Raw genomic sequence first — 18320 nt, forward strand, 5'->3', positions numbered from 1 at the left:
TATAGGGGCTAAAATATGCGCCAGTTATCTGACTATACCGAATAAGGAATGGTGATGAGTAAGTTTCTGATTGCGCCCTCTATCCTCTCTGCCGATTTTGCCCGCCTGGGTGAAGAGGTGGAAAATGTCCTGGCTGCCGGTGCCGACGTAGTCCATTTTGATGTGATGGACAACCACTACGTGCCCAACCTGACCATAGGTCCCATGGTGTGCCAGGCCCTGCGTGACTATGGCATCCAGGCCCCCATTGATGTGCACCTGATGGTGAAGCCGGTGGATCGTATCATCCCCGACTTTGCCAAGGCCGGCGCCTCCATCATCACCTTCCACCCCGAGGCGTCCGAGCACGTGGATCGCTCCCTGCAGTTGATCAAGGACCACGGTTGCCAGGCTGGTCTGGTGTTCAACCCGGCCACTCCGCTGCACTACCTGGATTATGTGATGGACAAGGTGGACGTGATTCTGCTGATGAGTGTCAACCCTGGCTTTGGCGGTCAGTCCTTCATTCCGGCCACCCTGGATAAGATCCGCGAAGTGCGTCGCCGCATCGAAGCCAGCGGCCGAGATATCCGCCTGGAGATCGACGGTGGCGTGAAGGTGGATAACATCGCCGAGATCGCCGAAGCCGGTGCCGACATGTTTGTGGCCGGTTCAGCCATCTTTGCCAAGGACGATTACAAGGCGGAGATCGACAAGATGCGCGCCGAACTGGCTAAGGCTGCCGGCTAATGAGTGATCTCTCCGCCATTCGCGCCATCGCCTTCGATCTGGACGGCACCCTGGTCGACAGTGTGCCGGATCTGGCCGTGGCCTGTGACCGAGCCTTGACGCAGCTGGGACATGCCGGCTGCGATGAGACCCAGGTACGCAACTGGGTCGGCAACGGTGCCCGGGTGCTGATGCAGCGGGCCCTGGCTTCGGTGGGCATCGACGCCGATGAGGCTCAGTCCGATGAGGCCCTGGCGGCCTTTCAGCATCACTATCGGCAACATTTGAGCGGCGGCAGTCGCCTTTACCCCGGAGTGTCTGATACCTTAGCCTGTCTGGCCCGGCGCGGTTACCGAATGGCGGTGATCACCAACAAGCCGATGGAGTTTGTTCCCGGACTGCTCCAGGCTCTGGAGATTGACGGTTACTTCGACCACTGTTTCGGTGGTGACTCCCTGGCCCAGAAGAAGCCGTCGCCCCTGCCCCTGAACCATGTGCTGGGCCTGTGGCAACTGGCCCCGGAGCAGATGCTGATGGTGGGGGACAGCCGCAATGACATCCAGGCTGCCCAGGCCGCCGGTGTGGCCAGTGTTGGCCTGAGTTATGGCTACAACTACGGAGAAGATATCCGCGACAGCGATCCGACCCTGGCCATAGACCAATTTGAAACCCTGCTGGCGCACCTGCCGGCACTGAACCAAGAAGAGACCACTGAACATGAGTAAACCTGTAGTATTGAGCGGCGCCCAGCCCTCCGGCGAACTGACCATCGGCAACTACATGGGTGCCCTGCGCCAGTGGGTCAAGCTGCAGGAAACCCATGACTGTCTGTTCTGCATCGTGGATCAGCACGCCATCACAGTGCGTCAGGATCCCGAAGCCCTGCGCAAGGCCTGCCTGGACACCCTGGCCCTCTACCTGGCGGTGGGCATCGACCCTCAGAAGAGCACCGTATTCGTCCAGTCCCACGTGCCTGAGCACGCTCAACTGGCCTGGGTGTTGAACTGCTACACCCAGATGGGTGAGCTGAACCGGATGACCCAGTTCAAGGACAAGTCCCAGAAGCACGCCAGCAACATCAACGTGGGCCTGTTCAGCTACCCCACCCTGATGGCGGCGGATATCCTGCTGTATCAAGCCGATGAGATCCCGGTGGGCAGCGACCAGAAGCAGCACCTGGAACTGACCCGGGACATCGCCACCCGCTTCAACAACGTCCACGGAGACATCTTTACCGTGCCAGAGCCCTTCATCCCGCCTGTGGGTGCCCGGGTGATGAGCCTGCAGGATCCCACCAAGAAGATGTCCAAGTCCGACGACAACAACGCCAACGTCATCGGCCTGCTGGAGGACCCCAAGAAGGTCACCAAGAAGATCAAGCGTGCGGTGACCGATTCCGACGAGCCGCCAGTGGTGCGTTTCGACGTGGACAACAAGCCCGGCGTGTCCAACCTGCTGAGCATCCTCTCCGGCGCGTCCGGCAAGAGCTTCGAGGAGCTGGAGAAGGAGTTCGAGGACAAGATGTACGGCCACCTGAAAGGGGCCACCGCCGAGGCCGTGGTGGCCATGCTGGAGCCGCTGCAGGAGCGCTACAACACCATCCGTAACGACCAGGAGTACCTGGAGAAGGTGATGCGTGACGGCGCCGCCGAGGCTCGAAAGCGTGCCGCCAAGACCCTGAAGCAGGTCTACCAGGCGATCGGTTTCCCTGTTCTCTAAGAGCAGAGTTCCATAAAAAAAGCCGGGCAACTGCCCGGCTTTTTTGTGCCTGATGCGATCAGAGCATCTCGAACACCTTGACCACCTTGCGCACGCCGCTGGTGTTGCGGGCGATCTCCACCGCCTGGGCGGCCTCTTCCCGGGTGACCAGCCCCAGCAGGAACACCTCGGCGTTCTCGGTGATCACCTTGACCCGGGTGCTGTCGAAATTGTCATCCGCCAGCATGCGGCTCTTCACCTTGGTGGTGATCCAGCTGTCGTTACTGATGGTACTGAAGCCCACCGGATTGCCGATGCGGATCTGGTTGTGCACCATGCGCACCCCGTCCACGGCCCGCGCCTTGGCCACGGCACGATCCCGCAGCATGGTGTTGGGGGCCTGGCCCACCAGCAGCACAGACTGGTTCATGCTGGTCACCGAGATGTGGGTCTGGTTCTTGATCCCCTCATCGTCGTCCATGGCACGACGAATCTGTACCTCCAGGGTCTGATCGTCAATCTGGCTGCCGACGCTGCGGCGGTCGTTGACCATCATGGCACCGCCGACGGTGCCCAGCATCACCGCACCGGCACAGCCGTTGAGGATAAGCAGAATCAAAGCGGTTACGGCCCAGCGCATATCAATCCTCCTGCTGAGGGAACAGAGTGCGATCGATGGCGTCGCACAGGCAGTGTATGGCCAGCAGGTGCACCTCCTGAATGCGGGCGGTGCGGTTGCTGGGCACGCGGATCTCCTCGTCACGGTCGGAGAGCAGCCCGGCCATGGCGCCGCCATCCTTGCCGGTGAGGGCGACGATGGTCATGTCGCGGTTTACCGCCGCTTCCATCGCCTTGATGACGTTGTCGGAGTTGCCACTGGTGGAGATCGCCAGCAGTACGTCGCCGGGCTGGCCCAGGGCACGCACCTGCTTGGAGAACACCTCGGAGTAGCTGTAATCGTTGGCGATGGAGGTCAGGGTTGAGGAGTCCGTGGTCAGGGCGATGGCGGGCAGGCTGGGGCGCTCAGTCTCGAAACGGTTCAGCAGCTCGGAGGAGAAGTGCTGGGCATCGCCGGCACTGCCTCCGTTGCCACAGGTCAGGATCTTGTTTCCGTTGAGCAGGCACTGAACCATGATGTAGGCGGCCTTCTCCAGACTCTCGGGCAACGCCTCCAGGGCATCGATCTTGGTCTGGATGCTCTCAGTAAAACTCTCTTTGATCCGCTCTAACATTGGAACCTCATTAAAATGCGTTTTGAATCCAGTCGATGTGTCCGTTTTCCACGGTGACCACATCGAAGCGGCAGGGGCGTTCGCTCCAGCCCTGCTGCTGCAGATAGAAGGCAGCGGCGCGCCGCAATTTCTGCTGTTTGTTTGGGGTGACGGCGGCGAGGGCGCCGCCATAACCTGGTGTTTGCCGGTATTTTACCTCAACAAACACCAGCTCGTTACCCTGGGTCATCACCAGGTCCAGTTCGCCAAAACGGCAATGGACGTTGCTGGCCAGGGGCGTCAGCCCCTGTTTGGCCAGCCAACCCTGGATCTGCTGCTCGACGATATGACCCTTGCTGCGGCTCATTGTTCTGCGCGCAGTCGTCCGCGGCGATACTGGGCCCAGCCCAGCTGTCGGCTCAGCACCCCATCATCGGCCACGGCCAATTGACCGGAGAGCCCCTGGATGCGGTAGCCGGAAAAGACCCGCATCTGCGCCAGGCGATCGATCAGGGCCCAGCTGTCGTGCCCCATGGCGTAGAGGCGCAGCTGACTGTCACTGCGTTCCGGCCACAGCTCACTGACCTTGCTGCGTACCGGGGTTTCCCCCAGCAGCCAGGGCATGTCACTGATGTAGAGCCGGTCCAGATCGCGTCGTTCCTGGCCATTGTCCGCCTTGGCGTTGGCCCGGCTGCTGGTATAGAGCTGGGGTGGCTGGGCGAACACCGAAATGTTTACATCGATGAAGGGCTTGAGCAGCCGGATCTCGCCGGAGTCGGCGATGATGAAGATCGCGTCCACATCGCCTCGGGAGCGGAAGTCTGCCTTGGTGGTTCGGCCGAATGCCTGCCTCACCGACTTGATTCGCTCCAGGCTGGCGTCCACCTGCAGGGCGCCGCGCACCGAGGCCTGCATGGTGTCGGTGCGGTCGAAGTAGTGTACCTCGGCAGGCTCCTCGGTCAGAGTCAGCCAGGTGGCCTCAAACTCCCGGGCCATGCGCCGTCCCAGGGAGGAGGCGGGAGCCAGCACCAGAGGGTGCTGACGACCGTCCTGATACAGCTTCTCGGCCACATGCATCGCCTCCTCCTCGGGGGAGAGGGCGAAGAAGTAGTGGTGCTCCTCGGCCTGTGGCAGGTTGGCCGGTTGATTCAGCAGCAGCATGGGCATCTGGGGGTCGGCCACGGCCACCACCTTGTCCACATTGCTCTTAAGCAGGGGACCGATGATGAACTCGGCACCCTCGGCCACCGCGGTCTGATAGGCCTCGGCCGCATCCAGGCTGCCGGTGTCATAGAAACGGATTTGCCGGCCACTGTCCTGCTCCAGGGCCCGGGAGAGCAGTCCATCCTGAATCGCCTTGGCCTGGGCGGCCACCCGGCCGGACAGGGGCAGCAGCACGGCCACCGACTGAGGTCGGTAGGGCTGCACCGTCAGGGCACGCTGGAGGTCCGCCGGCAGGTTTTGAGCGGCGGGGTGGGCGGGGTTGCTGCGCTGCCAGCGAGCCAGTTCGCCCACCAGGGTGGAGGGCTGGATGGCAAAGTGCTTCGCCAGCCAGGCGAGCTCAAGCCAGCCTCGCCACTGGGGATCCTGACTTTGGCTGACCGCCTCCAGCAGCGCCTGCTCATCCACCTGACCCAGGTTGTGCCACAGGGCCTCGAAGCTCAGTTGCTGATCGTCGGCACTCTGGTATTTTGACAGGGTGTAGAAGGCCGCAGATGCAGGCAGAGGGGCGGCGGAAAGCTGGTAGAGCTCGCCTTTCAGCCGGTAGTAGTGTTGCCATTGAGCGCGGTCCAGGGGCCAGTCCAGGGGCCAGTCCAGCAGGGCCAGGGCGTAACTGCGTTTCTGCTCCTCCTTGGCCTGTTCCGCCATCAGCAGCCGGTACTCCGCCTGCAGAGTCGGGGCCTCGGCCAGATTCTCTTCCAGAGAGCTGAGCAACTGGGCGGCAGAGGCCATATCACCCTGCTCGGTGTAGGCGCGGGCCGCCAGCAACAGCCATTGCTGACGCAGCTCACCCTCACTGGCGGAGGCCTGCTGCAGATACTGGGACGCACTCTGGGTGACCAGACCCATCTCGATTTTGGCCTTGGGCGCCTTGGGCGCCGGTGCCGGGCCGCTGGCACAGGCGGCCAGCAGGGCGGTCAACAGCAGAGGCACTGCCCTTTTGGTCAGTTTGCATGAGAAGTTTTTCAACAGCCAAACCCACTCTGATAAAATCACAGCCAATAGTGTAACCCCCTGTCGATGCTAAACCAATCAACAGACACCAAGAGATTTTCCATGGAATCCACTGCAACTCTCTATATTGTGCCCACCCCCATAGGCAACCTGGCGGACATCACCCAGCGGGCACTGACCGTGCTGGAGCAGGTGGATCTCATCGCCTGTGAAGACACCCGCCACAGCGGCAAGCTGCTCAGCCACTTCGGCATCGGCACCAAGACCGTGGCCATTCACGATCACAACGAGCGCCAGCGGGCCCAGTGGGTGATCAGCCGTCTGCAGCAGGGGGAGTCCATCGCCCTGGTCTCCGACGCCGGTACCCCGCTGATCTCCGACCCCGGCTATCATCTGGTGACCCAGGTGAGAGACGCGGGCCATCCTGTGGTGCCGCTTCCGGGGCCCTGTGCCGCCACCACCGCCCTGTGCGCCGCCGGTCTGCCGTCGGATCGCTTCAGTTTCGAAGGCTTTCTGCCCGCCAAGGGCAAGGGACGGATGGATCGCCTGAGTGCCCTGGCCAAGGAGCCGCGCACCATGATCTTCTATGAGTCCCCTCGCCGGGTGCTGGATACCATCGCCGACATCGTCGCGGTGATGGGGCCGGAGCGCCCGCTGGTGCTGGCCCGGGAGCTGACCAAGACCTTCGAAACCATCGAGGGTCAGCCGGCTGCCGAGCTGCTGGCCTGGCTCAAGGAGGATGACAACCGTACCCGGGGCGAGATGGTGCTGATGGTTCACGGCCATAAGCCTGTGGAGAATGAGCTGGATGGTCAGACAGTTAAGGCCCTGGAATTGCTGGCTAAGGAGCTGCCATTGAAGCGGGCGGCGGCGATCACCGCCGAGATCTTCGGTCATAAAAAGAACGCCCTGTACAAGTACGGCTTGGAGCAGGGCTGGTAGCGGGTTATACTCCGCCTCCGGAGTCGGCCAGACAATCGCTGCCTTGTCGTTGTGCAGGTTTACCTGCAGACGGGCAAGGGGGAGGAAAGTCCGGGCTCCACAGGGCAGGGTGCCAGGTAACGCCTGGGGGGTGAAAGCCTACGACCAGTGCAGCAGAGAGCAAACCGCCGATGGCTCCTTCGGGAGCACAGGTAAGGGTGAAAGGGTGCGGTAAGAGCGCACCGCGCGGCTGGTAACAGACCGTGGCACGGTAAACTCCACCCGGAGCAAGACCAAATAGGCCCCCATTGGCGTGGCCCGCGTTGGGGGCGGGTAGGTTGCTTGAGCCCAGGAGCGATCCTGGGCCTAGAGGAATGATTGTCCACGACAGAACCCGGCTTATCGGCCGACTCCGACCTACAGCATAGATAACCCGCATTGCCGAAAGGTGATGCGGGTTTTTCTTTATCTAAAGCATCGGTGCCCGCAGGTAACCGCTGTGGTGGGTTGGATGACGGGATGCTTCTTCCACCTCTGCTGGAAATAAAACGCCCCGCCAGTTCCGTGGCGGGGCGAAAAGGACGAACACAACCATTCAAGGTAGTCACATCGCAAGTGACTCTTTCAACTTAGCCTTGGGTGGTGAATTATTCAACAAATTTGAATAAATATTACTCGGCTTCGGTCAGGGGTTGAGGTTCTGCTCGAACAGGCGGTAGATGCGGCGGTACTCATCCAGCCAGCTGGAGGGCTGACGGAAGCCGTGGGGTTCGACCGGATAGATGGCGGTCTCAAACATCGGCTTCTCCAGTTCGATCAGCCTCTGCACCAGGCGCACACTGTCCTGGAAGAAGACGTTGTCATCCAGCACGCCACTCATGATCAGCAGGGGTTTCTGTAACCCCTGGGCAAACTCGATGGGGGAGCTGCGCTCATAGGCGATGGGATCCACATCCGGGGTATTGAGGATGTTGGAGGTGTAGCCGTAGTTGTAGTGGGCCCAGTCGGTCACCGGCCGCAGGGCGGCTCCGGCCTGGAAGCGTTCCGGCTCGGTGAACAGCGCCATAAAGGTGAGGAAGCCGCCGTAGGAGCCGCCGTAGGTGCCCACCCGCTGCGGGTCCACCCCCAGGGAGGCGGACATCCAGTCGATGCCGTCGAGCATATCCTCCACTTCGCTGTGGCCCATGTTGCGGTAGATGGCGGTGCGCCAGTCTCGGCCATAGCCCTTGGAGCCGCGGTAGTCGATGTCCATCACCACGTAGCCCTGTTGGGCCAGCAGGTTGTGGAACATGAATTCGCGGAAGTATCCGGACCAGCCGAAGTGGGCGTTCTGCAGGTAGCCGGCGCCATGGTTGAAGATCACCGCGGGGTATTGGCCATCGCGCTTCTTGCTGTCGTTCAGGGGGCGGAAGATGCGGGCGTAGACCGGCTTGGCCTGATGGCTGGAGGGGATCGCCACCACTTCAGGGGCCTGCCAGGGGTACTCCAGGAAGGCCTGGCTGGTGGTGTGGGTCAGCTGAGCGGGCTGAGCGCCCAGAGGCTGCAGGAACAGCTCCGGCGGCCTGCTGCGGCTGGAGGCGGTCAGCAGCAGCTGGGTTTCATCCGGGCTGAGGCGATACTCCAGGCCACCCTTGAGATCGGTTTCCTGACGCAGTTCGCCGCCGTCACTGGCGACGCTGAACACCTCATACTGGCCGGGGTGATGGCGGTTGGCCTTGAAGAAGAAGCGGCTGCCGTCGCGGCTCTGGGTCAGGTTGCTGACCACAAACTCGCCCCGGGTCAGCGCCCTGGCCTTGCCATTCAGTGGCTTGAGGTAGAGGTGGGAGTAGCCGCTCTCCTCGGAGAGGTAGTAGAGACTCTGGCCATCCCGGCTCCAGCCAAATTCGTTGTGGGTGTAGTTCACCCAGGCCTCATCGTGGAGGCGATGTTCGGTGGCGAGGCTGCCCTTGGCAAGGTCCACCCTTGCCAGCCAGCGATCCTTGTTGTCCGCCTGGGACTCCAGCATCACCGCCAGCTTGTCGCCCCGGGGAGACCACTGGATCGGGCTCTGCTTCCAGCCCCAGTCCTGCATCAGGGTGATCACCCGCAGCGCCTTTTCACTCTGGTAGGTGTCGCCGCGCTTCTCGGCGTTTTCCGCCTTGACCCTGGCCAGCACATCCTCATCGAAGCCGGTCAGTCCTTCCCAGCTGATGTGGGTCACGCTGCCGTTTTGGCTGTCCAGCAGCACCAGCCGGTGGGCCTTCACCTCGGCTTCGGCGACCCGGGCACGGGCGGGCTGGGCGGCCACATAGCCCTTCTTGTCCAGGTAGTTGGGCATGATGTCGTGATCTTTGCGCCAGCTGCCCTCCTTGTCGGTGACCACCGCCAGGATATGGCGACCGTCGGGGGAGGGGCTGAGGGTCACCAGTCGCTCACTGGCATTCAGGTAGAAAGGCGCCGGCGCCAGGCTGGCATCGGCCTGACGACGTTGTGCCTGACGGGCAGTCTGTTCGGCGGCGTCTTTGTACTGATTGTCCACGTACTGGATCAGCCGTTTTTGCTGCTTGGCCAGGTAGGTGTCGGCCACTTTGGCGCCGTCTGGCTTCTGACCAAACACCAGCTCGGCGTGCAGCAGGGTGCGGCCACTCTGGGGCTCGATGCGAAACAGCTTGTTGCCTCGTTGCACCAGCAACTGGTTGTCCAGGGTGAAGCTGAACTGGTCGATGGCACTGCTGTCCCGGGTCAGCTGACGAGGTTGGTCGCCGGGGCGGGCCACAAACAGGTTGCCCTCATACAACCAGGCGGCCAGGGTGCCGTCCGGGCTCAGGGTCTTCTCCTCGGCCAGGGCCCAGTCGCTGAAGGCCAGGGGCTGGGGGGGGCCCTTGGCGTCGACCTCGAAGGCACGGCTCAGCTTGGAACCCTGCTCCTTCTGCCAGTAGTAGACCCGCTGGCCATCCAGAGACCACAGGGGCTGCTGAGGCGCGTTCCCCATCCAGTCCGGGTCCGCCATGATCTGTTTCAGGGTCAGTGGCTGTGCCGCGTCAACTATGGGCAACGGGGCCATCAGCTGAGGTGGAGATTGGGTGACCGCGGTGGGGGCGTCGGGCGCGGTGACCGCGCAGGCGCTCAGCAGGCTGAGGGAGATGCCCAGACTCATCCATTTTTTCATTGTTGTAGGGATCCTTGGCGTGTGTTTGACCGTGATTTATATCACAGTGACTCCCCGGCATCAGCCAGCAGAGAGGCGTGGGGCGTTCAGTTTTGTTTCAAGAAGTTATCCAGCAGCGCCAGCCCCTGCTCGGTGAGCACGGACTCGGGGTGGAACTGTACGCCCTCCAGGGGCAGGGAGGTGTGGCGCAGGCCCATGATCTCCGGCTGCCCCAACTGGTTGTGGCACCAGGCGGTGACCTCCAGACAGTCGGGCAGGGTGTCCGGGTCCACCACCAGCGAGTGGTAGCGGGTGACCCTGAGGGGGTCCGGCAGTCCCTGAAACACGCCGAGGTTTCGGTGGCGAATGCTGGAGGTCTTGCCGTGCATCACCCGGTGGGCCCTCACCACCTGAGCGCCCAGGCTCTGGGCGATGGTCTGGTGGCCCAGGCAGACGCCGAGGATGGGCAGCCGGCCGCAGAAGTGCTTCACCAGTGACAGGGAGAGTCCCGCTTCGTTGGGGCTGCAGGGCCCGGGGGAGATCACCAGATAGTCGGGATTCAGCGCCTCGATCTCCGCCAGGCTGGTGGCGTCGTTTCGACGGACCACGACCTGTTCACCCAACTGCTGGAAATACTGCACCAGGTTGTAGGTAAAGGAGTCGTAGTTGTCGAGCATCAGCAGCATGGAGGGTCCCTGTCGGCTTAGGCGAAGCGCTGGCATTCTACCCCCATGGGCCGAAGAGATCATCCCGGATGGAGGGGATCTCCTGTGCGGGAGAGGGATCGCTGCGGTGAGGTGGGGCTATTCAGATGATTCTTCCAAGGTGAGAGCGGGTGTCTCTGTGGCTGGCGGTAACGGCGTCCCATGCCGGGACCTGAGACTGGTTTGCACCTTGGGTGGCTTTCGGAACATTTTGCCCGGCTCTCAATTGGGGGGTGTGCTTAATCCACAGAAACAACAACGCCGCTCAGGGAGCGGCGTTAACAGGCGAAGGGCGCGTTGGCGTCCTTACAGGCTGTCGGTGAAGGTCCGGGCCACAACGTCGCGCTGCTGTTCCAGGGTCAGGGAGTTGAAGCGAACGGCGTAACCGGAGACGCGGATGGTCAGTTGGGCGTTGTCGCTGATCAGAGCGTAGTCATCGTCGTTGGCGGAACCGGCTTCTACACGCTCACGGGCGTCCATCAGCTTCTGCAGGACGTCACGCTGCAGTACGTTCACGTTCAGGTGCTGACCGCCTTCGCGACCGGCAGGGTTGGCGGACTCAACAGGCAGTTCACGGGACTCGTACTCACCCAGGTCGGTCAGGGCAACAACCTGGTCGGCTTCATACTTCTCTTTCGCGGCAACACAGCGGGCTTCGCCAGCAGCCTTGTCAATCAGCCAGATGCTGCCTACCAGGGCGGTGTCGGCGGATTGAGTGATCTGAATTCCTGTTACCATCTTCGTACATCCTATTGTGATAGTGAGAACTGGCTTCAGATTACGCCATCCCAATCCCGTTGACACATGACTTATTTCATGGTGGTCAATGAAACCCGCTCATGCGGGGTGGTTTTCTGTGATCTGGATCTGTGGTAGGGCGGTAAAACTGCCGCGCGGAGTTGCACCCTAATGGTGCGTGTGAATTTCCTCTGAGGAAAAACTGCTTCCGCAGGGCGGAAATTCCCTAAGTGCTTGTGATATAAAAGTCAAAAAGGCACAACCATTAGATAACAGTGAATACCCAACTTCCAAAACCTCAGATGCTGGAGCAGCTCGAACAGCAGTTCTGGCAGTATCAGAGTCTCTCTGAACCTGTCCACGCTCCGATGACCACCATGGAGGACGAGGTCGCCTTCGTCTGGCGCCACAAGCTGGCGGTAGAACGGGCAGCGGAGTTCAAGCGGATCCAGAAGAACCTGAAGCGCAATGAGGAGCAGGAGAAACTGAAGCAGTTCTTCTGCCGCGCTTATGAGACGGAGCTGGGGCGTTTAATGGCTCAGCCCGAGGGGCTGCAGAGGGTGCTGGGCATCGAAGTGGCTCAGCTGGAGATGCTGGAGCTGCTGCTCAACCCCGATGGCGACGTTCGCCGGCTGACCCGGTTTATCGAAGCGGACCCTTGGCTCAGCCAGGCGCTGATCCGCCACATCAACTCCAATCGCTCCGAGTATCGCCGCGCCAGTGGCCTGCAGGATGTGCATCTGGCGATCAACTACCTGGGGTATGAAAAACTGGCTCAGCTGATTCCCGGTCTGGTGTTTGAACACTGGAGCTGGTCACCGGATCAGAGTCAGGGGCTGCATCAGCGTAAGTTGTGGCGCTGGTGCCGGTTGCTGAAATCCAAGGCGGAGCACTGGCTCAGGGAGGAGGGGGAGAACCCCGATCATGCCCGCATCTACGCCTGTCTGTTTGCCCTGGGCCCCATACTGATCCACCGTAAGGCGACGCACCTCTATCAGCGAATGAGGGGGGAGTGGATGAATCAGGCCAGGCTGGAGCCCGGCGGTGAGCTGTATGAGGCGCTGCGCTACCTGCGTTTGCCCTGCGAGCCTGTGGCGGAACACCTGCAACAGCACCTGGTCATAGGTCGTCGTTTCCTGGAGGGAATTGGCTATCAGGGGCGCCTGCTTGAGTTGATGGGCTCTCTGGAGCAACCCTGGTTGCGCGCCGAGCCGGCCGCCCGAGCCATGAGCCGCGCCTTTGGCGAGGTGGTCTATCTGACCCTGTCTGGCAGGGTAATGAAAGAGGTGGACGGACTGGAGGTGATCAGCGGCTATTACCAGATCCCGGAAGCCAGAGTGAAGGCCCAGAGCCGGCGTTAACAGGTTTTTTTCGGTGAATGGGGCGGCGATAATGCTGCATAGATAACGTAAAGAGGGGTTTGGTTGGTAAAAATCTTCAGAATGCGCAATTACTTAGTAAAACCCTAGGATACTATTAAATTACAATGGGTTAATTATTGTTTTGCCACTATATATGGATGTATCAGTGTCTTTAATGGTGAATAATTACCCTATTTTTGCGCTTTTGTCCGGCACTCCACCATTTTGACTGCAAAGCGACAATTTTATATGGTTGGTTGTTATCAGAATGATAATTAGGTCACATTTGTGCCTCACACTCGGGGGACACAAAGAGTAAGACCAAGGAGAACATGACAATGCAATCACAGCTCAACCGCGCCCTGTTTGACCAGGTAATGGTCCCCAACTACAACCCCTCCAGTGTTATCCCTGTTCGTGGCGAAGGCGCCCGGGTGTGGGACCAGGAGGGGCGCGAGTTTATCGACTTCGCCGGCGGCATCGCCGTTAACTGCCTCGGTCATTGCCATCCCGCGCTGGTCGGCGCCCTGAAGGAGCAGGGGGAGAAGCTGTGGCACCTCTCCAACGTGATGACCAACGAGCCCGCTCTGCAGCTGGCCAAGACCCTCTCCGACAGCACCTTCGCCGATCGGGTCTACTTCGCCAACTCCGGTGCCGAAGCCAACGAAGCGGCTCTGAAGCTGGCCCGTCGCTGGGCCCTGGAGAACGGTGGCGAAGAGAAGAACCAGATCATCGCCTTCACCAAGGCGTTCCACGGCCGCACCTTCTTTACCGTGACCGTGGGGGGGCAGCCCGCCTACTCCGATGGCTTCGGCCCCAAGCCACAAGGTGTTGATCACATTGAGTTCAATGACCTGGCTGCTCTGGAAGCGGTGATCTCCGACAAGACCTGCGCCGTGATGATGGAACCCATTCAGGGCGAGGGCGGCATCATCCCCGCCACCCAGGAGTTCATGGATGGCGTGCGCGCCCTGTGCGATAAGCACAACGCCTTGCTGATTTTCGATGAGGTTCAGACCGGTGTTGGCCGTACCGGCGCCCTGTACGCCTACCAGCATTATGGTGTGGCGCCCGATATCCTGACCACCGCTAAGGCGCTGGGCGGCGGTTTCCCCATCGCAGCCATGTTGACCAAGGCCGAGATCGCCTCCAGCCTGAAGGTGGGCACCCACGGATCCACTTACGGTGGTAACCCACTGGCCTGTGCCGTTGCCAATGCGGTTCTGGGGGTCGTGAATACCCCGGATGTGCTGGAAGGGGTGACCATCAAACACCGCAAGTTTGTTGACGGCCTTAACGCCATCAACGACAAGTACCAGGTGTTCTCCGAAGTGCGCGGACAGGGCCTGCTGATCGGCGCCGTACTGAATGACGAGTTCCAGGGCCGTGCCCGTGACTTCCTGGTGGCCTCTGCCGAAGCCGGGCTGATGTGCCTGGTAGCCGGTGCCAACGTGGTGCGTTTCACCCCATCTCTGGTGATCACCGACGAAGAGATTGAACTGGGTCTGGCCCGCTTCGAGGAAGCGGTTGCCAAGGTAAAACAGGGCTAACTCCCTCCCCGCCAGGGCGAGTAGGAGAGGAGACCGGCCATGCTTAGAGTACGACCGATCGCCGAGCGGGATTATCCCGCTCTGCTTCAGATTGCCGAGGATTCCGGCCACGGATTCACCTCGTTGCCAATCGATGAAAAACTGCTGAAGAGTAAGATCCAGCGCTCTGTCCGCAGCTTCGCCAAAGAGGTGGAGCAGCCGGGAGACGAGCTCTACCTGATGGTGCTGGAGGAGACGGAAACCAATGAGGTGGTGGGCACCTGCGCCATCGAGGCGGCGGTGGGCATCGAAGATGCGTTCTACCACTACCGCCTGGGCAAGGATGTGCACGTCTCGCCTCAGCTGGGAATCCGCCGGGAAGTGAACACCCTGACCCTGTGTAACGATTACACCGGGGCGGCGGAGCTGTGTACCCTTTATCTTAAGCCTGAATGGCGTAAGGGGGACAACGGCCGCTTCCTGTCCATGTGCCGCTTCCTGCTGCTGGCGGCCTTTCCCGAACGTTTCGGTGACAAGGTGATCGCCGAGATGCGCGGGGTCAGTGACGCCAGTGGGGCCTCCCCCTTCTGGCAGTGGCTGGAAGATCACTTCTTCGGCATCGACTTCCCCACCGCAGACTACCTGACCGGTATCGGGGACAAGGTGTTTGTGGCGGAGCTGATGCCCCGTCACCCCATCTACGTCAACCTGCTGAGTCCAGAGGCGCAAGCGGTGGTGGGTGAGGTGCACGAGAACACCCAGCCCGCCCTTAGGCTGCTGCAGAGCCAAGGATTCCGTTGTCAGGGCTATGTGGACATCTTCGATGCCGGTCCGACGGTGGAGTGCCAGCGCAGCGAGATCAAGGCGGTTCGCGAGTCCGTCAGCCTGACCCTCAAGGTGGGTGAACACGACGGTGACGACAAGGTGATCGTCACCAACGCCAACCTCAAGGATCTGACCATCATCAGAGCCAGTGCCAAGGTAGACAGGGAGGCCGGAGAGATCTTCCTGAGCCGGGCTGATGCCAATGCACTGGCCCGAGACCCCGGGGCCACTGTGTGGGTCCTGGGCATGAATCGATAAGGAAGCAGTGATGAGCCATTTGATTAACGGCCAGTGGGTCCAGGGCCTGGGTCACCAGATGCACTCGGTGAACCCGGCCAGCAACGAGGTGATCTGGCAGGGCCAGAGTGCCACCCCAGAGCAGGTGGATGCGGCTCTGAAGGCGGCCCGTGCCGCCCAGTTCCCCTGGTTCAGCCAGGGCCTGGAAGGGCGACTGGCGGTCATCAACGCCTACAAGGCGCAGTTGGAAGCCAACAAGGAACGGATGGCCCTGACCATCGCCGAGGAGACCGGCAAGCCCCTGTGGGAGACCCGCACCGAGGCCGCCGCCATGATTGGCAAGGTGGGTTTGTCCATCACCGCCTACAACGAGCGCACCGGCTCCAAGGAGAGCCAGGCGCCCGCGGGTCGTGCCGTATTGCGCCACAAGCCCCATGGCGTGGTGGCGGTGTTTGGCCCCTACAATTTCCCCGGCCACCTGCCGAATGGCCACATCGTGCCGGCGCTGATCGCCGGCAACACCGTGGTCCTCAAGCCATCGGAGCAGACCCCCAAAGTGGCGGAGCTGATGCTGACCCTCTGGCTGGAAGCCGGCCTGCCCGCCGGTGTCATCAACCTGGTGCAGGGTGAGCTGGAAACCGGCAAGGCGCTGGCCTCCCACCAGGAGATTGACGGACTGTTCTTCACCGGCAGCTCCCGTACCGGTCACCTGCTGCATCAGCAGTTTGGTGGTGAGCCTGGCAAGATTCTGGCTCTGGAGATGGGGGGCAACAACCCGCTGATCGTTCGCCAGGTGGCGGATGAAGCGGCGGCGGTGCACGACATCATCCAGTCCGCCTTCATCTCCTCCGGCCAGCGCTGTACCTGTGCCCGTCGGCTCTACTTGCCCCGCACCGAGCAGGGCGAGGCGATCCTGGCCCGCCTGCTGGAGGCCACCCACAAGATCCGTGTCGGCAAGTTCGACGCCGAGCCCCAGCCCTTCATGGGGTCGATGATCTCCGCCGCGGCTGCCCAGGGGATGGTGGAGGCCCAGACCAAGCTGCGTGAACTGGGCGGCGAATCCCTGGTGGAGCTGCGTCAGCTGGAGGCGGAGACCGGCCTGGTGAGTCCTGGCATCATCGATGTCACCGCCATCGGTCAGTTGCCTGACGAGGAGTACTTCGGTCCGCTGCTGCAGGTGATCCGTTACGACGAGTTTGATCAGGCTATTGAGCTGGCCAACCGCACCCGTTACGGCCTTTCCGCTGGCCTGCTGTCCGACAGCCGGGACGAGTGGGAGTACTTCCTGGCGCGCAGCCGCGCCGGCATCGTCAACTGGAACAAGCAGATCACCGGCGCTGCCGGCTCCGCCCCCTTCGGTGGCATCGGCGCCAGCGGTAATCACCGGGCCAGTGCCTACTACGCGGCGGATTACTGCGCCTACCCGGTCGCTTCCGTGGAAGCGGATCAGGTCGCCATGCCCGCCACCCTGGCCCCAGGCCTGGAGATCTAAAGGAGTAAGATGGAAATGGATATTCAAAACCTGTTTGGCCAGCTTTGGCAGGATTACCTGAAGCAGTGCCCCAGCGCCGACAAGGTGCACCAGCTGCTGAGCAGTGGTGAAGCGATCATCAACGACCACGTGGCGTTTCGCACCTTCCGCGCCCCGGGCCTGGGGATCGACAACCTGGCCCAGCACTTCCTGGCCCTGGGCTATGAGCAGAAGGGGGAGTACCAGTTCGACGCCAAGAAACTGTATGCCCGTCACTACGAGCACCCGGACAGCACACAGCCCAAGGTGTTTATCTCTGAGTTGAAGCTGGAGGAGTGCAGTGAGCAGCTGCAGCAGATCGTGGCGTCTCTGGTGGCACAGATGCCCCAGGGGCTGACCCAGGACGTGGCCCACGCCTATGGTGGCGCGCCCTGGAAGGCGACTCAGGCGCAGTACCACACCCTGCTGGAGGAGAGTGAATACGCAGCCTGGCTGGCGGCCTTCGGATTCCGCGCCAACCACTTTACCGTCAGCGTCAACCACCTGAGCGAGTTCGGTACCCTGGAAAGCGTCAATCAGGCGCTGAAGGCGGCTGGTTTCGAACTCAACAGCGCCGGCGGAGAGATCAAGGGCAGCCCGGAAGTGCTGCTGGAGCAGTCCTCCACCCTGGCGGATAAGGTGGCGGTGAGCTTCGCCGACGGTGAGATGATCATCCCCGCCTGCTTCTATGAGTTTGCCCTGCGCTACCCCATGGCCGACGGCGAGCTCTACTCCGGCTTTGTGGCGGCTTCGGCGGACAAGATCTTCGAGTCCACCAACGTTCGCTAACGGGCGAGACTCGGTACGAGAAAAGGGCGCCCAGGCGCCCTTTTTTATTGCTCAACGCTCAGCCATTAAAAAACCCCGCATCGGCGGGGTTTTTCGATTCTGAGCTCGGTCCTTAACGGGTGCCGTAGACCACGATGGTCTTACCGTGCGCCTGGATCAGATTTTGCTCTTCCAGCATCTTCAGGATGCGGCCGACAGTCTCACGGGAACAGCCAACAATCTGACCGATCTCCTGACGGGTGATCTTGATCTGCATGCCGTCCGGGTGAGTCATGGCATCGGGCTGACGGGCCAGGCTCAGCAGAGTCTGGGCGATGCGGCCAGCCACATCCAGGAAGGCCAGGTCGCCCACCTTCTGAGAGGTGTTTTGCAGGCGGTTGGCCATCTGAGCGGACAGCTTCATCAGAATGTCAGGGTTTACCTGGATCAACTGGCGGAATTTCTTGTAGGAGATCTCGGCGATTTCACAAGGAGACTTGGCACGAACCCATGCGGTCCGCTCAGGCTGCTCTTCGAACAGGCCCAGCTCTCCAATGAAGTCACCTTGATTCAGGTAGGACAGGATCATCTCCTTGCCCTCTTCATCCTTGATCAGTACCGCAACGGAACCCTTAACGATGTAGTACAGGGTATCGGACTCTTCACCGGCGTGGATCAGAGTGCTCTTGGCAGGATACTTGTGGATGTGGCAATGGGAGAGGAACCACTCTAGAGTTGGATCCGGTTTTGGCTTGCCGATTAGCGCCATAAGTGCTGTCCCTCAGTTTGGTAAGGAAAAGATAAACAA

At 61.2% G+C, this 18320-nt stretch carries 17 protein-coding genes and 1 other RNA gene; 10 read left to right on the top strand and 8 right to left on the bottom strand.

From position 1 onward, the window contains the following. Nucleotides 1-54: 54 nt before the first annotated feature. From rpe to trpS, 3 genes are read left to right on the top strand one after another with little or no spacing between them, the layout of a single operon-like run. Nucleotides 55-729, top strand: a complete 675-nt coding sequence (rpe, locus tag G505_RS0111390; protein WP_028109661.1) for a ribulose-phosphate 3-epimerase — start codon at nucleotides 55-57, stop codon at nucleotides 727-729. Further along, the gene (locus G505_RS0111395; RefSeq protein ID WP_028109662.1) at nucleotides 729-1433 is read left to right on the top strand and encodes a phosphoglycolate phosphatase; all 705 of its coding nucleotides are present in this window, start codon (nucleotides 729-731) and stop codon (nucleotides 1431-1433) included. The genes rpe and G505_RS0111395 overlap by 1 nt, the downstream gene beginning before the upstream one ends. Next, entirely contained in the window at nucleotides 1426-2427 is a 1002-nt protein-coding gene (gene trpS, locus G505_RS0111400; RefSeq protein WP_028109663.1) for a tryptophan--tRNA ligase, read from the top strand. The genes G505_RS0111395 and trpS overlap by 8 nt, the downstream gene beginning before the upstream one ends. Before the next feature lie 58 nt (nucleotides 2428-2485). On the opposite strand, the gene dolP is transcribed toward trpS, so the two are convergent. The 4 genes from dolP to G505_RS0111420 are packed head-to-tail and all read right to left on the bottom strand — an operon-like array spanning nucleotide 2486 to nucleotide 5807. Next, nucleotides 2486-3046, bottom strand: coding sequence for a division/outer membrane stress-associated lipid-binding lipoprotein (gene dolP / locus G505_RS0111405; protein WP_028109664.1), 561 nt, complete (start codon nucleotides 3044-3046; stop codon nucleotides 2486-2488). Nucleotide 3047: 1 nt separating this feature from the next. Further along, on the bottom strand, nucleotides 3048-3638 hold the full coding sequence (locus G505_RS0111410; RefSeq protein ID WP_028109665.1) for a phosphoheptose isomerase: 591 nt from the start codon (nucleotides 3636-3638) through the stop codon (nucleotides 3048-3050). A gap of 10 nt (nucleotides 3639-3648) precedes the next feature. Beyond that, entirely contained in the window at nucleotides 3649-3984 is a 336-nt protein-coding gene (locus tag G505_RS0111415; RefSeq protein ID WP_028109666.1) for a YraN family protein, read from the bottom strand. After that, entirely contained in the window at nucleotides 3981-5807 is a 1827-nt protein-coding gene (locus tag G505_RS0111420) for a penicillin-binding protein activator (RefSeq protein WP_051216116.1), read from the bottom strand. Before G505_RS0111420 ends, G505_RS0111415 begins: the two co-directional genes overlap by 4 nt. Nucleotides 5808-5894: 87 nt before the next feature. Here G505_RS0111420 and rsmI point away from each other — a divergent pair, with 87 nt between their 5' ends. Both rsmI and rnpB read left to right on the top strand, forming a co-directional pair. Then, nucleotides 5895-6734 carry a 16S rRNA (cytidine(1402)-2'-O)-methyltransferase gene (rsmI, locus tag G505_RS0111425; RefSeq protein WP_028109668.1) on the top strand — a complete coding sequence of 280 codons (840 nt, stop codon included), beginning with the start codon at nucleotides 5895-5897 and terminating at the stop codon, nucleotides 6732-6734. A gap of 19 nt (nucleotides 6735-6753) precedes the next feature. Then, nucleotides 6754-7131: RNase P RNA component class A (gene rnpB, locus G505_RS22475), an RNA gene on the top strand. A 267-nt stretch (nucleotides 7132-7398) separates the two neighbouring features. Here rnpB and G505_RS0111430 read toward each other — a convergent pair. The 3 genes from G505_RS0111430 to G505_RS0111440 form a co-directional block, all read right to left on the bottom strand. Then, nucleotides 7399-9861: a S9 family peptidase gene (locus G505_RS0111430; protein WP_028109669.1), complete on the bottom strand. Its 2463-nt coding sequence runs from the start codon at nucleotides 9859-9861 to the stop codon at nucleotides 7399-7401. Between the two features lie 86 nt (nucleotides 9862-9947). Next, a complete protein-coding gene (locus G505_RS0111435) occupies nucleotides 9948-10526 on the bottom strand; it encodes an anthranilate synthase component II (RefSeq protein WP_028109670.1) in 579 nt (192 codons plus the stop codon). 324 nt (nucleotides 10527-10850) lie between these two features. After that, nucleotides 10851-11282 (bottom strand): autonomous glycyl radical cofactor GrcA, encoded by a 432-nt coding sequence (locus G505_RS0111440; RefSeq protein ID WP_028109671.1) that lies wholly within the window; start codon nucleotides 11280-11282, stop codon nucleotides 10851-10853. A gap of 275 nt (nucleotides 11283-11557) precedes the next feature. On the opposite strand from G505_RS0111440, the gene G505_RS0111445 reads away from it, so the two are divergent. The 5 genes from G505_RS0111445 (at nucleotide 11558) to G505_RS0111465 (ending at nucleotide 17533) form a co-directional block, all read left to right on the top strand. Beyond that, on the top strand, nucleotides 11558-12643 hold the full coding sequence (locus tag G505_RS0111445; RefSeq protein WP_157509181.1) for an HDOD domain-containing protein: 1086 nt from the start codon (nucleotides 11558-11560) through the stop codon (nucleotides 12641-12643). A 338-nt stretch (nucleotides 12644-12981) separates the two neighbouring features. Continuing rightward, nucleotides 12982-14193 (top strand): aspartate aminotransferase family protein, encoded by a 1212-nt coding sequence (locus tag G505_RS0111450; RefSeq protein WP_425402182.1) that lies wholly within the window; start codon nucleotides 12982-12984, stop codon nucleotides 14191-14193. Nucleotides 14194-14232: 39 nt separating this feature from the next. Beyond that, on the top strand, nucleotides 14233-15255 hold the full coding sequence (gene astA / locus G505_RS0111455) for an arginine N-succinyltransferase (protein WP_028109674.1): 1023 nt from the start codon (nucleotides 14233-14235) through the stop codon (nucleotides 15253-15255). A gap of 10 nt (nucleotides 15256-15265) precedes the next feature. Next, the gene (gene astD, locus G505_RS0111460; RefSeq protein ID WP_028109675.1) at nucleotides 15266-16726 is read left to right on the top strand and encodes a succinylglutamate-semialdehyde dehydrogenase; all 1461 of its coding nucleotides are present in this window, start codon (nucleotides 15266-15268) and stop codon (nucleotides 16724-16726) included. A gap of 9 nt (nucleotides 16727-16735) precedes the next feature. Continuing rightward, nucleotides 16736-17533, top strand: a complete 798-nt coding sequence (locus G505_RS0111465) for a DUF1338 domain-containing protein (protein WP_028109676.1) — start codon at nucleotides 16736-16738, stop codon at nucleotides 17531-17533. 112 nt (nucleotides 17534-17645) lie between these two features. Here G505_RS0111465 and crp read toward each other — a convergent pair whose 3' ends face one another. Next, on the bottom strand, nucleotides 17646-18281 hold the full coding sequence (crp, locus tag G505_RS0111470) for a cAMP-activated global transcriptional regulator CRP (RefSeq protein WP_028109677.1): 636 nt from the start codon (nucleotides 18279-18281) through the stop codon (nucleotides 17646-17648). Nucleotides 18282-18320: the final 39 nt, after the last annotated feature.

It is taken from the genome of Ferrimonas futtsuensis DSM 18154 (genome assembly GCF_000422645.1).
GTDB lineage: Bacteria > Pseudomonadota > Gammaproteobacteria > Enterobacterales > Shewanellaceae > Ferrimonas > Ferrimonas futtsuensis.

What these genes read in the sequence shown, in the direction of transcription:
- astD (WP_028109675.1), top strand. Translation starts at nt 15,266, where the DNA reads ATGAGCCATTTGATTAACGGCCAGTGGGTCCAGGGCCTGGGTCACCAG.
- G505_RS0111395 (WP_028109662.1), top strand. Translation starts at nt 729, where the DNA reads ATGAGTGATCTCTCCGCCATTCGCGCCATCGCCTTCGATCTGGACGGC.
- G505_RS0111465 (WP_028109676.1), top strand. Translation starts at nt 16,736, where the DNA reads ATGGAAATGGATATTCAAAACCTGTTTGGCCAGCTTTGGCAGGATTAC.
- rsmI (WP_028109668.1), top strand. Translation starts at nt 5,895, where the DNA reads ATGGAATCCACTGCAACTCTCTATATTGTGCCCACCCCCATAGGCAAC.
- G505_RS0111435 (WP_028109670.1), bottom strand. Translation starts at nt 10,526, where the DNA reads ATGCTGCTGATGCTCGACAACTACGACTCCTTTACCTACAACCTGGTG.
- G505_RS0111410 (WP_028109665.1), bottom strand. Translation starts at nt 3,638, where the DNA reads ATGTTAGAGCGGATCAAAGAGAGTTTTACTGAGAGCATCCAGACCAAG.
- G505_RS0111450 (WP_425402182.1), top strand. Translation starts at nt 12,982, where the DNA reads ATGCAATCACAGCTCAACCGCGCCCTGTTTGACCAGGTAATGGTCCCC.
- dolP (WP_028109664.1), bottom strand. Translation starts at nt 3,046, where the DNA reads ATGCGCTGGGCCGTAACCGCTTTGATTCTGCTTATCCTCAACGGCTGT.
- rpe (WP_028109661.1), top strand. Translation starts at nt 55, where the DNA reads ATGAGTAAGTTTCTGATTGCGCCCTCTATCCTCTCTGCCGATTTTGCC.
- trpS (WP_028109663.1), top strand. Translation starts at nt 1,426, where the DNA reads ATGAGTAAACCTGTAGTATTGAGCGGCGCCCAGCCCTCCGGCGAACTG.
- G505_RS0111415 (WP_028109666.1), bottom strand. Translation starts at nt 3,984, where the DNA reads ATGAGCCGCAGCAAGGGTCATATCGTCGAGCAGCAGATCCAGGGTTGG.
- G505_RS0111440 (WP_028109671.1), bottom strand. Translation starts at nt 11,282, where the DNA reads ATGGTAACAGGAATTCAGATCACTCAATCCGCCGACACCGCCCTGGTA.
- astA (WP_028109674.1), top strand. Translation starts at nt 14,233, where the DNA reads ATGCTTAGAGTACGACCGATCGCCGAGCGGGATTATCCCGCTCTGCTT.
- crp (WP_028109677.1), bottom strand. Translation starts at nt 18,281, where the DNA reads ATGGCGCTAATCGGCAAGCCAAAACCGGATCCAACTCTAGAGTGGTTC.
- G505_RS0111430 (WP_028109669.1), bottom strand. Translation starts at nt 9,861, where the DNA reads ATGAAAAAATGGATGAGTCTGGGCATCTCCCTCAGCCTGCTGAGCGCC.